This window comes from Streptomyces mobaraensis NBRC 13819 = DSM 40847, from assembly GCF_017916255.1.
Taxonomy (GTDB): Bacteria; Actinomycetota; Actinomycetes; order Streptomycetales; family Streptomycetaceae; genus Streptomyces; species Streptomyces mobaraensis.
Genome location: NZ_CP072827.1, coordinates 6,522,570 through 6,535,957 on the forward strand (window position 1 = coordinate 6,522,570; position 13,388 = coordinate 6,535,957).

10 protein-coding genes are annotated in these 13,388 nt (G+C 75.3%); 4 read left to right on the plus strand and 6 right to left on the minus strand.

Annotation, left to right across the window (positions count from 1 at the left end; genetic code table 11):
- From J7W19_RS28085 to J7W19_RS28095, 3 genes are all read right to left on the minus strand, one after another.
- On the minus strand, positions 1-1,095 hold the full coding sequence (locus J7W19_RS28085; protein WP_004938925.1) for an enoyl-CoA hydratase/isomerase family protein: 1,095 nt from the start codon (positions 1,093-1,095) through the stop codon (positions 1-3).
- A gap of 290 nt (positions 1,096-1,385) precedes the next feature.
- Entirely contained in the window at positions 1,386-2,129 is a 744-nt protein-coding gene (locus J7W19_RS28090; protein WP_004938920.1) for a CbtA family protein, read from the minus strand.
- 20 nt (positions 2,130-2,149) lie between these two features.
- Positions 2,150-2,368 (minus strand): CbtB domain-containing protein, encoded by a 219-nt coding sequence (locus J7W19_RS28095; RefSeq protein ID WP_004938918.1) that lies wholly within the window; start codon positions 2,366-2,368, stop codon positions 2,150-2,152.
- 294 nt (positions 2,369-2,662) lie between these two features.
- Between J7W19_RS28095 and J7W19_RS28100 the strand changes: the two genes are divergently transcribed.
- From J7W19_RS28100 to J7W19_RS28110, 3 genes are all read left to right on the plus strand, one after another.
- Positions 2,663-3,229: a histidine phosphatase family protein gene (locus J7W19_RS28100; RefSeq protein WP_004938916.1), complete on the plus strand. Its 567-nt coding sequence runs from the start codon at positions 2,663-2,665 to the stop codon at positions 3,227-3,229.
- Positions 3,230-3,527: 298 nt separating this feature from the next.
- A complete protein-coding gene (aceA, locus tag J7W19_RS28105; protein ID WP_210455391.1) occupies positions 3,528-4,817 on the plus strand; it encodes an isocitrate lyase in 1,290 nt (429 codons plus the stop codon).
- Positions 4,818-5,092: 275 nt separating this feature from the next.
- On the plus strand, positions 5,093-6,673 hold the full coding sequence (locus J7W19_RS28110; protein WP_004956316.1) for a malate synthase: 1,581 nt from the start codon (positions 5,093-5,095) through the stop codon (positions 6,671-6,673).
- 16 nt (positions 6,674-6,689) lie between these two features.
- Here J7W19_RS28110 and J7W19_RS28115 read toward each other — a convergent pair whose 3' ends face one another.
- Positions 6,690-6,923 (minus strand): hypothetical protein, encoded by a 234-nt coding sequence (locus J7W19_RS28115; protein WP_004956318.1) that lies wholly within the window; start codon positions 6,921-6,923, stop codon positions 6,690-6,692.
- Between the two features lie 201 nt (positions 6,924-7,124).
- Between J7W19_RS28115 and J7W19_RS28120 the strand changes: the two genes are divergently transcribed.
- Positions 7,125-8,009: an NmrA family NAD(P)-binding protein gene (locus J7W19_RS28120; protein ID WP_004956320.1), complete on the plus strand. Its 885-nt coding sequence runs from the start codon at positions 7,125-7,127 to the stop codon at positions 8,007-8,009.
- Between the two features lie 148 nt (positions 8,010-8,157).
- On the opposite strand, the gene J7W19_RS28125 is transcribed toward J7W19_RS28120, so the two are convergent.
- Entirely contained in the window at positions 8,158-10,209 is a 2,052-nt protein-coding gene (locus J7W19_RS28125) for a SpoIIE family protein phosphatase (RefSeq protein WP_004953991.1), read from the minus strand.
- Positions 10,210-10,337: 128 nt separating this feature from the next.
- Positions 10,338-13,100 carry a SpoIIE family protein phosphatase gene (locus J7W19_RS28130; RefSeq protein ID WP_078588256.1) on the minus strand — a complete coding sequence of 921 codons (2,763 nt, stop codon included), beginning with the start codon at positions 13,098-13,100 and terminating at the stop codon, positions 10,338-10,340.
- Positions 13,101-13,388: the final 288 nt, after the last annotated feature.

Consider the following 13,388-nt stretch of genomic DNA (forward strand, 5'->3'; position numbering starts at 1 on the left):
TCACTCCATCGAGGGACGCTCGCCCGGAGGGGCCGGAACGTCCGTGCCGAAGAGGGGCCGGTCCGCGCCGAAGGCCGCGTCGGGGGCGAAGAACCGGGCCACGTCCTCCTCCGTCACATCGGCGAGCCGCGCGGGGTTCCAGCGCGGGTTCCGGTCCTTGTCGACGACCTGGGCGCGGATGCCCTCGACGAGGTCCGGCGAGGACAGCGCCGCGCAGGAGACCCTGAACTCCTGTTCCAGCACCGCCTCCAGGGAGTCCAGGCCGCGGGCCGACCGCAGGGCGGCGAGCGTCACCTTGAGGGAGGTGGGGGAGCGGCCGAGAAGGGTGCCGGCGGCCTCCTTGGCGGCCGGGGCGCCGTGGTCCAGCAGCCGTTCGACGATCTCCTCGACGGTCGGAGCGGCGTAGCAGGCGTCGATCCACTCCCGGTCGGCGGCGAGCCGGCCGGGCGGGGCCGGGCGGACGTGCCGGGACAGCACCTCGTCGGCCGGGTCCGTCGCCAGCTCGGCGGTCAGGGCGGGCAGCGCCGCCGCCGGTACGAAGTGGTCGGCGAGCCCGCACAGCAGGGCGTCGGCGGCGCCGATCGCGGTGCCGGTGAGTCCGAGGTGGGTGCCGAGTTCCCCGGGCGCGCGCGACAGCAGGAACGTGCCGCCGACGTCCGGGACGAAGCCGATGCCGGTCTCCGGCATGGCCACCCGGGAGCGCTCGGTGACGATCCGCACGCTCCCGTGCGCCGACACCCCGACGCCGCCGCCCATGACAATGCCGTCCATGAGGGCGACGTACGGCTTGGGACAGCGCGCGATGCGGGCGTTGAGCCGGTACTCGTCCCGCCAGAACGCCGCCGACGCGGTGCCGCCGCCCGCGCGCACGTCGTCGTGGATGGCGCGGATGTCGCCGCCGGCGCAGAGGCCGCGGTCGCCGGCGCCGTCGAGGACGACCGTCCGGACGGCCGGGTCCCGCTCCCAGGCGGCCAGGGCGGTGTCGATCCGGCGGACCATCGGGTGGGTGAGGGCGTTGAGGGCCCGGGGCCGGTCGAGGGTGATCCGGCCGGCGTGGCCCTCGGTCCGCAGGAGGACGTGGTCGTCGGCGGTCATCGGGCGGCTCCGGGCAGCCCGTGGGCTCTCGTGCCGGGCGGGGTCGGGGTCGGCTGCATGCTCTCGCTCGTTCCTTCCGGGCTCCGGGGATCCGGGCGGGACGGCGAACGGCGGCCCGGTGGCTCCCCGGCTCCCCCCGTGCACCCGCGCGGCCCCCTTCGGCGCGTACCTTCCGGCACATCCTGCCCCGCCGGTCACCGAAGAACCATCCGTAACGGAGGAAAAGGCGGCGGGGAAAGCGAACGGGGCGCCGCCCGCGTGGTGGCGGCCACGCGGACGGCGCCCCGCGATCAGGGGGCGGTGAGCGGACGGGACCGGACGGACCCCGGGACCAGCAGCCGCTCGGCGAGCCGCCCGAAGAGCAGCCCGAACCCGGCCCAGAGCGTGCCCTGCACGGCGAGGGCCGCCAACCGGAACCGCCACAGCACATCGGCCGGGAAGCCGTCCGGCACCTCGTCGACCGGGGGCAGGAACGCGTACGCCAGCCCGACGGCGACGAGCAGCGCGGCACCGGCGGCCACCGAGGCGTTCCAGCCGCCCAGCCGCGGCAGCAGCGCCCGGCCGAGGACGACCGCGCCGACGCTCAGCAGCACACTGAGCACGATCATCAGGAAGTACAGCGCCGTCCGCCGGTCGATGGTGTCCGGATCGCCCACCGAGGGCGGATTGGCGGGGTACTTGAGGAACGGGACGACGTAGAGGGCCAGCAGGGCGCCGCCGGAGACCAGCGCGGCCGTGGCGCGCGGGCCGAACCGGCCGACGCGGCCCAGCGCCACGCAGAACGCCAGCGCGGCGATACCGCCCAGCGCCACGCCGTACACCAGGACCGCGGTGGCCAGGCCGGCCGTCGACTGCAGGGCGCGGCCGACGGGTTGACCGCCGCCGTGCCCGTGCTCGTGGGCCTCCTCGAAGGCGATGGCCGCGTCCACGTGCGGCTCGCCCAGCAGATAGGCCACGGCCAGGGCGAGCAGCCCCGCGCCGAGCCCGGCGAGCAGTCCGCGGACGAGCAGCGCCCGGACGGGGACGGGAGTCACGGCGCGCGTCCCGCCGCCGGTCAGTGGCATGGGAAGCCGAGCAGGTGACGGCCGTCGTGGAGCCACTCGTGCACGTTCTCGCCGGATATCAGCGAGGTGGCGCCCTGTTCCGCGCCGACGAAGTAGAGGAGGGCCAGCAGGAGCAGGCCGACGAGGACCGCCCAGGGGGCGATCTCCTTCAGCGATACGGGGGTGACGTCGGGGACCGTGGCGGACGGGGTGAGGGCGGACGATGCCATGGCAGAACCTCCTGGGGGAGTGTCGCGTCCCGTTCTCGGGTGCCGGACGACGAGGGGCGGGTCTGACTCCCCGGGCGCCGAGCGGAACGCCCCGGAACACAGTGGCGCGACCGTGCCGGATTCCCACCGGCTTCCGTCACCCGTCGTCGTGTCGTCGTGACCGTACCGTTTTGAGCCATCCCCGCGCCATGGACGAGGGGAGGCGCACCCGCGCGCCGCCGGGCGCGAAATGCCAGGCCGTGCCGGGTGCGTGGGGACGGAGGAGCGGGAAGGGCGGATGAGGTGACGGTTCGGGTGACGCTGGTCGCGCCGGTGGGGACGGCGGCCTTGCGGGAGGCGCGGTTCGACGACGACGTGCCGGGGGAGGCGGTGTTGCGGGAGGTTCGTGCCCGGGCGGGCGTTCTCGCCGGTCTGTCCGGATCGGGTGGCTTCCGGCGGGTGTACACCGGCCCGGAGCGGCGCTGCCGGGCGACGGCCGAGGCCCTGGGCGTGCACTCCGTGCCAGCGGCGGAGTTGGGCGATCCGGACCCGGGGGAGTGGCGGGGACGAACGCTCGCGGAGGTGGCGGCGGCCGATCCCGCCGGGGTCGCCGCCTGGCTGACGGACCCGGACGCGGCCCCGCCCGGCGGGGAACCGCTGCGCTCCCTGCTCACCCGTACCGGCGGCTGGCTGGCGTCACAGGCGGAGGCGGGCGGCCGGGTGCTCGTCGTCGCAGGACCGGCCGTGGTCCGCGCCGCCGTGGTCGGCGCGCTGGAGCTGCCGCCGGCCGCCTTCTGGCGGCTCGACGTACCGCCGCTGTCGCGCACGGAGCTGACCGGACGGGCGGGTCGGTGGAACTGGCGCTGCGCCACGCCGCTTTGACGCCGGGAGGGGGGGCCGCCGCCGGGCCCGCCGGGCCGGCGGGACGTTGTGAAGGGTTCATCGGAAATTGGCAGAAAGCCGTGGTTGATGGCACTCAGTGCCACTGCCACAGTCATGGTGCGGCCCGACGCTCCGGCGGCCGGTGAGCGCGCCCTCCCGGCGTGCCCGTCGGCATGCGGTGGAGCGGGATCGGGCCGCGCACGATCGCTCGGAAGCACGGCGGCGGGTCGGGACGGGCCAACGCCCGTGGCCCGCCGGTGGATCGGACGCACCTTCGAGGCGACACCGGGAGACGGTCATGGTTGAGGCAGGGACGGCGGCGGTCGATACGGCCCGGGAGCTGGCGCGGCGGTGGGCCGAGGAGCCGCGCTGGAAGGGGGTGGAGCGGACGTACTCGGCGGAGGATGTGGTGCGGTTGTCGGGGAGTGTGCGTGAGGAGCATTCTCTGGCGCGGCGGGGTGCGGAGCGGTTGTGGCGGGAGTTGCACGAGCGGGATTACGTGCATGCGCTGGGTGCGTTGACCGGTGGTCAGGCGGTGCAGCAGGTGCGGGCGGGGCTGCGGGCGATCTACCTGTCGGGGTGGCAGGTGGCGGCTGATGCCAATGTGGCCGGGCAGACTTATCCGGATCAGAGTCTGTATCCGGCGAATTCGGTGCCGCAGGTGGTGCGGCGGATCAACAACGCGCTGCTGCGGGCGGATCAGATCGCCACGGCCGAGGGGGACGCCTCGGTGGACTGGCTGGTGCCGATCGTGGCGGACGCGGAGGCGGGGTTCGGTGGGCCGCTGAACGCGTTCGAGCTGACCAAGGCGATGATCGCGGCCGGTGCGGCGGGCATCCACTACGAGGACCAGCTGGCGTCGGAGAAGAAGTGCGGGCACCTGGGCGGCAAGGTCCTCGTCCCCACCGCCCAGCACATCCGCACCCTCAACGCCGCCCGCCTGGCGGCCGACATCGCCGACGTGCCCACCCTGATCGTCGCCCGCACCGACGCCCTGGCGGCCAACCTCCTCACCAGCGACGTCGACGAACGCGACGCCCGCTTCTGCACGGGTGAGCGCACGGCGGAGGGCTTCTACCGCGTCGAGCCGGGCATGGCCCCCGTCATCGCCCGCGGCCTCGCCTACGCCCCCTACGCCGACCTGCTGTGGGTCGAGACCGGCACCCCCGACCTGGCGCAGGCCAAGGAGTTCGCGGAGGCGGTGCACGCCGAGTACCCGGACAAGATGCTGGCCTACAACTGCTCGCCCTCCTTCAACTGGAAGGCGGCCCTGGACGACGACCGGATCGCCAAGTTCCAGCGGGAACTGGGGGCGATGGGTTACCGGTTCCAGTTCATCACCCTGGCGGGGTTCCACTCCCTCAACCACGCGATGTTCGACCTCGCCCGCGGCTACGCGGAGCACGGCATGACGGCGTACGTGGAGTTGCAGGAGCGGGAGTTCGCCGCGCAGGCCGACGGCTTCACCGCCGTCCGTCACCAGCGCGAGGTCGGTACCGGCTACTTCGACCTGGTCTCCACGGCCGTCAACCCGGCTTCCTCCACGACCGCCCTGACCGGCTCCACCGAGGAGGAGCAGTTCCACTAGCCGGCGGCCGGACAGCCGCTCCGGCGGGACCCGTTCCGAACGGAACGGCTCCCGCCGGAGCGGTTTCCCCGTAGCGCCTTCAGGGCAGTTCCCCGAGAACCCCCGGCTCCCCCCCCGCTCACCCCGGCCGGACGATCCCGGCGGCACGCGCGGCGGACGGGAACGGACGCGGGCCATCCGGCAAAGCCTCCGCGCCCCTCCCCGCCCCGCCACCCCCACCCGTCCCGCGCCGCCCCGGCAGCACCGGGCCGCTCACACCACCCCAGGAGACCGCCATGGCAACTCCCGCCCTTTCCAGTCGCGTTGGCGCCCCTCGCACCCTGAGCGTCCTCGGCGGCCGGACCGCCCCGTACGACGACGTCCTGACCCCCGCCGCCCTCGCCTTCGTCGCCCGCCTCGACGCGGCCTTCGCCGGCCGCCGCTCCGCGCTCCTCGCCGAACGCCGCCACCGGGCCGCGCTCCTGGCGCGCGGCGGCGCCCTCGACTTCGTCCCCGCCACCTCGGCCGTCCGCGCCGACCCCTCCTGGCGCGTCGCCCCGCCCGCCCCCGGACTCACCGACCGCCGCACCGAGCTCACCGGCCCCCCGGACCGCGCCACCGCGGCCGCGGCCGCCGCCTCCAGCGCCCGGGTGTGGACCGCGGACTTCACCGACGCCACCGCGCCCACCTGGCACACCATCATGGAGGGCCACCGGACGCTGCGCGCGGTGAGCGAGGGCCGGACCGGGCCGGGACCGGCCGCCGGGCCCACCCTCGTCGTCCGCCCCCGGGGCTGGCACCTCACCGAGCGGCACCTGATCGTCGACGGCCGCCCGGTCCCCGCCGCCCTCGTCGACCTCGGCCTCTACCTCTTCCACTGCGCCCGGCTCCAGACCGCGGCCGGCCGCGGCCCGTACTTCTCGCTGCCGCAGGTGGAGAACCACCTGGAGGCGCGGCTCTGGAACGACGTCTTCGTCCTCGCCCAGGACCTGCTCGGCCTGGAACGCGGCACGATCCGCGCCACCGTCACCGTCGAAACGGTCACCGCCGCCTTCGAGATGGAGGAGATCCTCCACGAACTCCGCGAGCACGCGGCCGGGCTGGCCGCCGACCACGCCGGCTATCTGAGCAGCGTCGTCCGGACCTTCCCGCACCGGCGCGACCACCTCCTCCCCGACCGCGCCAAGATCACCGCCACGGCGCCCTTCCTCCGCGCCCGCACCGAACTCCTCGTCCGCACCTGCCACCGCAGGGGCGCCCACGCCCTCGGCGCCGCGGCCGTCCGCGCCGTCCCCGTGCTCGGACACGACCGGCAGGCGGACGAGGCGGCCCTCGCCCGCATCCGGCTCGACGCGGAACGGGAGGCCGAGGCCGGCTTCGACGGCACCCGGGTCGCCCACCCCGGCCTGCTCCCCGTCTGCCGCACGGCCTTCGACGCGGTCCTCGGCGACCGCCCGCACCAGCTCGAACGCACCCGCGAGGACGTCCACGTCACCGCCGCCGACCTGCTCGCCGTCCACCGCACCAGCGGCCGCCCCACCGAACAGGGCGTCCGCGCCGCCCTCGGCACCGCCCTCCGCTGCCTGGACGCCTGGCTGCGCGGCGACGGCCGCGTCGTCCACCAGGGCCGGCTGGAGGACGCGGGCTCCGCCGAACTCGCCCGCTGCCAGCTCTGGCAGTGGCTCCACCACGGAACCGTCCCGCGCGCCCGCGTACTCCGGCTGCTCGACGAGGAGAGCTCCGCCCTCGCCGCCGGCGACCCCAACTCCCGCTGGGCCGACGCCCGCGACGTCCTCGTCCGCTCGGCCCTCCAGGACGAGCTGCCCGCCTCCTTCACGACGGACGCGTACGCGCGGTACCTGATGGCACGGGAGTGACGGCGCGCCCGGACCCTCAGCGCCCCCGGCGGCTCAGCCGGGGGCACACGCAGGCCACCTCGCCGCACACGTGGTGCCGCAGCGGGTCGCGGCGCGGCGCCACGCCGTTGCGCAGCTCGGCCGCGTACGCGCCGGGCGGCTCCCGGTACGGGGAGCTGGTCTTGCAGTCGGGGCACGCCCACCGGCCGAAGATGCCTTTTACCGCCTTGCCGCAGCCGGTGCACTCGTGCTCGGTGATCTCGGGCAGCATGCTTCGCCTCAGTTCGGAAGGGGCGGATCTGTTCGGACGGGCCGGTGGCGGCAACGGTACCCGCAGGGCCGCCCGCCGGCCCCTCCCGGGCCGCCTCCCGCCGCCCCGGCCGGGAATACGCCCCGGCCGGGAATATGCCCCCGTCTCCCCGCCGTTGCGGCCCATGACGGTTTTCCGATCATGAACGCGGAGGGGGCCCACATGACCATCCTGGTCACCACGCCGAACGGCTCGGTGGGGCGGTATGTGACGGAGGCGCTGCGCGACCGCGACGACGTGCGGTTCCTGGTGCGCTCGGCGGCCGGCGCGGAGGCGCTGGGCGCGGTCCGGGGCGAGGTCGTGCGCGGGGACGCCGCCGACCCCGACACCGTGCGGCGCGCGGTCGCCGGCGTCCGGCGGCTCTACCTAGCCCACCCCTTCGCCGCCGACCAGGCCGCCGTCGAGACCGGCCTCGCGCTCGCCGCCCTGGACGCGGGCGCGCACCGCGTCGTCAAGCTCGGCGCCCGCCCGTTCACCAGGCCCGGGATGGTCCCCGACCCCGTCACCGGCGCGCACGACACCATCACCGCGCGGCTGCGGGACGCCGGCGTGCCCGAGCTGACCGTCCTCCGGCCCGACCGCTTCCTGCAGAACTTCCTCCCGTCCGCCGCCGCCCTCGCCGCGGGCACCCTGGCGGACCCCGGCGGCGCCGACGCCGCCCGCGGCCACGTGGACACGCGGGACATCGCGGAGGTAGCGGTCGCCGAACTGCTGGCGGACCGGCCGGTCGGGGGCGACCTCGACGTCAGCGGGCCGGAGGCGCTGGCGCCCGGGGATCTCGCGGAGCGCTTCGCCGCCGCTCTCGGGCGGGAGGTGCGGTTCGTGGACGTGCCGCTCGACGCGGCGTGGCGGGCCGGACTCGCCGGTCGCGGGGTGCCCGCATGGCATGTGGAGGGTTTGTACGGCCTGTACGCCAACTACCGGCGGGAGGGCGTGGCGGGGCTCGGGGACGGCGTTCAGCGCGTCCTCGGCCGCGTGCCGCGCTCGGCGGCGGAGTTCGCGGCCGATCTCCTCGCTCCCGCGGTTGGTGTGCCCCGGACCCCCTGAAACCGCGCTCCGCGCGGTTGTCCTCAAGCGCCGGACGGGCTGATTTCAGCCCGTCCGGCGCTTGAGGACAAGGGGGTCTGGGGCGCAGCCCCAGGAATCGGCGAAGGGGAGGGACCGGGGCACCAGCCCGCCGCAGGCGCCCCACCCCTCACCCCGGCAGCCGCACCGCGATCAGACAGATGTCGTCCTGCCCCGTCACCGACGGCTCCGCCAGCAACGTGTCGCAGAACGCGTTCAGATCGGCCCCGGCCAGCCCGGACGCCGTCCGGGCCAGCCGGGCCAGGCCCTCGTCGATGTCCTCGTCCGGCCGTTCCACCAGCCCGTCCGTGTAGAGCAGCAGCGTGCCGCCGGGCGGCAGTGGTGCGAAGCCGCTGATCCGCCACTCGTCGGGGACGGGCATCCCCAGCAGGGGCGAGGTGGCGCCGTCCAGGAAGCGGGTGCCGCCGTCGCGGTCCACGACCAGGGGCGGCGGATGCCCCGCCACGCAGTAGTGCGCCTGCCGGCCGCCGTCCGGCGTGTGCTCGATGCGGACCAGGGCGCAGGTGGCCGTGCCCTCCTCCGGGTCGAGGACCTGGGTGGCCCGGTCCAGCCGCCGGATGATGTCGCCGGGCGGCTCCTCCCGGTCGGCGGCGAGGCTGCGCAGCATGTTCCGCATCCGGCTCATCGTCACGGCGGCCTCGATGTCGTGCCCCGCCACGTCCCCGATGACGAGCACCGGTGCGCCGTCCCCGAGCACGAAAGAGTCGTACCAGTCGCCGCCGACGTCCGCCGCCGCCGGGCTCGGCAGGTACCGGGCCGTGATCACCAGGTCGTCGTAGCGCGGCGGCTCGGTCAGCAGGCTGTGCTGGAGGGCCAGAGCCACCCGCTGGGTGCGCTGGAACTCGATGATGTTGCGCAGCGGATCGTGGGCCTGCTCCAGGAGTTCGCGGAGCAGCGCCTCGTCGGTCGCGTCGATGGGGTCGCGGTCGCCGCAGGCGAAGGCGTCGACGATCGCGGCGAGCGTGCCGTCGATGACGACGGGGACGACCACCATGCTGTGGGCGCGCACGTCCCGCAGCCACGCCATGCTGTCCGGCGGGGCGGTACCGGGCGGGATGTGGTCGGGGTCGAACGACTCGTGCACCACCCGCCGTTCGCGGACCGCGCGGGCGAACGTGCTGTCCGGCGCGATGTGTTCCTCGCCGAGCCGGGCGGGGTGCGGGGGGAGGCCCTCCCGTGAGCGGGCCGCGATCCGCTCCACGACCAGCGGGGCGTCGCCCGTCAACTGGTAGGTGGGCTCCCGCATGAGGTAGATGCCGCACTTGTCGGCGAGGGACGGGACGATGACGTCACCGAGCGCGGCGAAGGCCGACCGCGGCTTGGTGGACTCCGCCAGCAGGGCGGCGCCGCGCGCCAGCACCTCCTTGCGGCGTTCCTCCCGCCACCGGTCCTCGATGTCCGTACAGGTGCCCACCCACTCCACGACCCGGTCGCCCTCGCGGACCGGCACCGCCCGCACGTCGAAGTGGCGGTACGTACCGTCGACCGTCCGCAGCCGGTACACGTACCGGAACTCGTCCGGCACCTCCTCCAGGGCGCGCTGCCAGGCCGCGTCCATCGGCTCCCGGTCCTCAGGGTGCAGGGCGTCGAGCCAGCCGTCCCCGCGGAACTGCTCCCACGTCTGGCCGGTCACCCGCTCCCAGCCCGGGCTGGGCTCGATCGTGCCGCCCTTGGCGGCGGTCACCCACATCATCTGGGTGTTGGCGGTCACCAGGTTCTCGAACCGCCGCAGCGCGCGCAGCCGTTCCTCCGACACCCGGCGGATCCGCTCGGTGGCCCGCATCTGCTCGGTGACGTCCATCGCCACGACCAGGACGCCGCGCTCCTCCTCCGACGCGCCGACGGCCGACAGGCTGAACGTGTAGTAGCGCGTCCCGCCGTCCTCCCGCGAGGCGCCCTCGGTCGGCGCGGCGGCCAGCGACACCGGCGCCCCGGTGTTCCGCACGTCGTCGAAGAGGGCGAGGTAGCCGCGCTGCCGCAGGTCGGCGAAGACCTCGGTGATGGGGACGCCGAGCGGCCGGTCGCCGAACAGCTCGCGGTAGACGGCGTTCATGTACACCAGGCGGTGATGCGGCCCCCGGGTGACGGCCATGGCGACCGGGGCGGGGTCGAACATCCGCCAGTCGGGGGCCGGGGGCGGCGGGGCTGTGCTCTCCGGCATGGTCCTCGGTCCTTCCGTCATCCGATGGCCGCCGTGCGACGGCCGTCGTCCGGTGGGCTGCCTCCCGGCGGGCCGGTACGGGCCCCGGCACACCGGCTCCCACCGGCTCCCACCGGTCCCGGCACCCCTCACCCCAGCGGCTGCTCCGCCCAGATGACCTTGCCGTCCGGCGTGTACCGGGTGCCCCAGCGGTCGGCGAGCTGGGCCACCAGGAACAGGCCCCGGCCGCCCTCGTCCTCGGCCGCCGCGTACCGCAGGTGCGGCGAGGTGCTGCTGGTGTCGGAGACCTCGCAGATCAGCGTGCGGTCACGGAGCAGCCGCACCCGGATCGGCCCGGAGGCGTGCCGGATCGCGTTGGTGATCAGCTCGCTGAGGATCAGCTCGGTGGTGAAGACCGCCTCCTCCAGGCCCCACAGCGCCAGCTGCCGGGTCACGTCGGCACGGGCGCGGCCCACCACCGCCGGGTCGGACGGCAGCTCCCACTCGGCGATCCGCTCCCGTTCCAGGATCCGGGTGCGGGCCACGAGCAGGGCGATGTCGTCGCTCTGCCGGGCCGGCAGCAGCGCCTCCAGCAGCGCCTCGCAGGTCTCCTGCGGGGTCCTGCCGGGCTGCTCCGCCAGGGTGTCGCGGAGGACGGCGAGGCCGGCGTCGATGTCCCGCTTGCGGTCCTCGACCAGCCCGTCCGTGTACAGCACCAGGCTGCTGCCCTCCGTCAGCCGCAGTTCCACCGCCTCGAACGGCAGCCCGCCCAGCCCCAGCGGCGGGCCGGCCGGCAGCTCCGGGAACTCCACGGTGCCGTCCGGGGCGACCAGGGCGGGCAGCGGATGCCCGGCACGGGCCAGCGAGCAGACGCCCGTCACCGGGTCGTAGACCGCGTACAGGCAGGTGGCGCCCGCGATGGCCGGTTCGTCGGCGTCGCCGGCCGCCTCCTGGTCGATCCGGGCGACGAGTTCGTCGAGGTGGCCCAGCAGTTCGTCCGGGGGCGGGTCGAGGGCGGAGAAGTTGAGGACGGCCGTGCGCAGCCGGCCCATGGTGGCGGCCGCGTGCAGGCCGTGCCCGACCACGTCGCCGACGACCAGCGCCACCCGGGCGCCGGGCAGCGGGATGACGTCGAACCAGTCGCCGCCCACCCCCGCCTGCGCCGGCAGATAGCGGAAGGAGACGTCCAGTGCCGTCTGCTCGGGCAGTCCGCGCGGCAGCAGGCTGTGCTGGAGGGCGACGGCCATGTCGTGCTCGCGCGTGTAGCGGCGGGCGTTGTCGACGCACACGGCCGCGCGCGCCGCCAGCTCCTCGGCCAGCGACAGGTCCTCGTCCTCGAAGGGCTCGCTGTCGCTGGTGCGCCAGAAGTTGGCGATGCCCAGCAGTACGCCGCGCGCCTTCAGCGGCACGGTGATCAGCGACCGGAAGCCGTACTCCAGGACGGCCTGGGTGCGCTCGTAGTCCTGCGTCCGCCAGCCGTCCGAGGCCGCCAGGTCGGGGACGAGCACCGGGCGCCCGCTGACGAAGCCGGTGGCCTGCGGAGTGGGCCCGGCGAAGGTGACCAGGTCGCCCGCCGGGTACAGCGGATGGTCGTCCCGCGGTCCGGTGAGCGCCACCCGGCGCAGCTCGGCGGCGTCGCCGCCCATCGCCATCCGGGGCTCGTCGCCGTGCAGGACGGCCTCGGCCAGGTCGACGGTCGCGTAGTCGCTGAACCGGGGCGACGCCACCCGGGTCAGCTCCTCGGCCGTCCGCCGGACGTCCAGCGTGGTGCCGATGGCGACGCTCGCGTCGTACAGCAGCCGCAGCCGGCCGCGCGCCGTCTCGGCGCGGCCGGCCAGGGCCCGCAGCTCGGTGGAGTCCCGGAGGGTGGCGACGCTGCCGGGCGGGCCGCCGCCGCGGTCGGTCGGCCGGTTGTTGACCGCCAGCAGCCGGTCGCCGACGGGCAGCACCTCGTCCGAGACGACCTTGCGCGAGGCCAGCAGCTCGGCCGTCCGCGGGTCCAGGCCCAGGTCGCGGACGTGCCGCCCCTCGACGTCCGGGGGCAGCCCGAGCAGCCGCCGCGCCTCGTCGTTGACCAGCAGCAGCCGGCCGTCCCCGCCGACGATGACCACGCCCTCGCGGACCGCGTGCAGCACCGCGTCGTGGTGCTCGTACATCCGGGCCATCTCGGCCGGGCCCAGGCCGTGCGTCTGCCGCCGCAGCCGGCGGCTCACCAGGGCCGTCCCGGCGGTCGCCAGGGCCAGCGCCACCGCGCCCGCGCCCAGCACCCACGGCAGCTGCCGGTCGAAGGCGCTGCTCACGGCGGCGACCTTGATGCCCGAGGACACCGCCCCGACGATCCGGTCCCGGTCGTCGCGGACCGGCACCACGGCCTGCACCTCCTCGCCGAGCGGGCCGTGCACGCTTTCGATGGTGACCTTGCCGTCCTTCAGCGACGGCTCGACGGTGCCGACGAAGTGCTTGCCGATGCGGGAGGGGTCCGGGTGGGTGTAGCGGATGCCGTTGCGGTCGGTGACGACGATGAAGTCGACGCCGCCGCGGTGCCGGGCGTCCTCGGTCAGCGGCTGGAGGACGGACGTCGGGTCGGGGCCCGCCATGACGGCCGGCAGCCCGGGGGCGTGCGCGAACGCCTCGGCGGCGGCCAGCGATCGGTCGCGGGCCGCCTGGAACCTGTCGGTCCGCGCCTGGAAGAGCAGGGTGCCGACCGCGGCCACGACGAGCAGCAGCACGATGAGCACCTGCAGCACGAACATCTGGCCGGCGACGCTACGGGTGGTCGCCACCCGCCAGCGCCCCGCCGACGCCCCGCGCGGCCGTCGGCGCCACCACCGCCGCTCAGGGCGTTCACCCACGTGCGAGCCGGCGGGCCGGCGGCCCGACGGCCTCCAGGAGCGGCCCCGGATTCGGGCCATGTTCCATGTCTACCCCGCCGTACCGCGCGGCGCGAATGATGGCCGCCGGGCGGGGGGCGCTCGGCGGCGCCGGGGCCCGGGTCACCACTCCTCGTCCGCGAGACCGGCGTCCCGGTCCTCGTCGCTGACCACCTGCTCCAGGGCGTCCTCCTTCATCTGCTCGATCTCGTCCGCCACGTCGCGTTCGGAGAGGGTCATCTGCCGGCTCCTCTGTCGGCTCGGGGGAGGCTGGGGGAGGGGGTGGCGACGGCGCGCCGCGTACGGCACCCATCCCACACGCGGACGGGG

Bases quoted from the DNA above. Each gene is read 5' to 3' on its own strand.
- J7W19_RS28115 (WP_004956318.1), bottom strand. From the start codon at position 6,923: ATGCTGCCCGAGATCACCGAGCACGAGTGCACCGGCTGCGGCAAGGCG.
- aceA (WP_210455391.1), top strand. From the start codon at position 3,528: ATGGTTGAGGCAGGGACGGCGGCGGTCGATACGGCCCGGGAGCTGGCG.
- J7W19_RS28130 (WP_078588256.1), bottom strand. From the start codon at position 13,100: ATGGCCCGAATCCGGGGCCGCTCCTGGAGGCCGTCGGGCCGCCGGCCC.
- J7W19_RS28085 (WP_004938925.1), bottom strand. From the start codon at position 1,095: ATGACCGCCGACGACCACGTCCTCCTGCGGACCGAGGGCCACGCCGGC.
- J7W19_RS28095 (WP_004938918.1), bottom strand. From the start codon at position 2,368: ATGGCATCGTCCGCCCTCACCCCGTCCGCCACGGTCCCCGACGTCACC.
- J7W19_RS28120 (WP_004956320.1), top strand. From the start codon at position 7,125: ATGACCATCCTGGTCACCACGCCGAACGGCTCGGTGGGGCGGTATGTG.
- J7W19_RS28110 (WP_004956316.1), top strand. From the start codon at position 5,093: ATGGCAACTCCCGCCCTTTCCAGTCGCGTTGGCGCCCCTCGCACCCTG.
- J7W19_RS28125 (WP_004953991.1), bottom strand. From the start codon at position 10,209: ATGCCGGAGAGCACAGCCCCGCCGCCCCCGGCCCCCGACTGGCGGATG.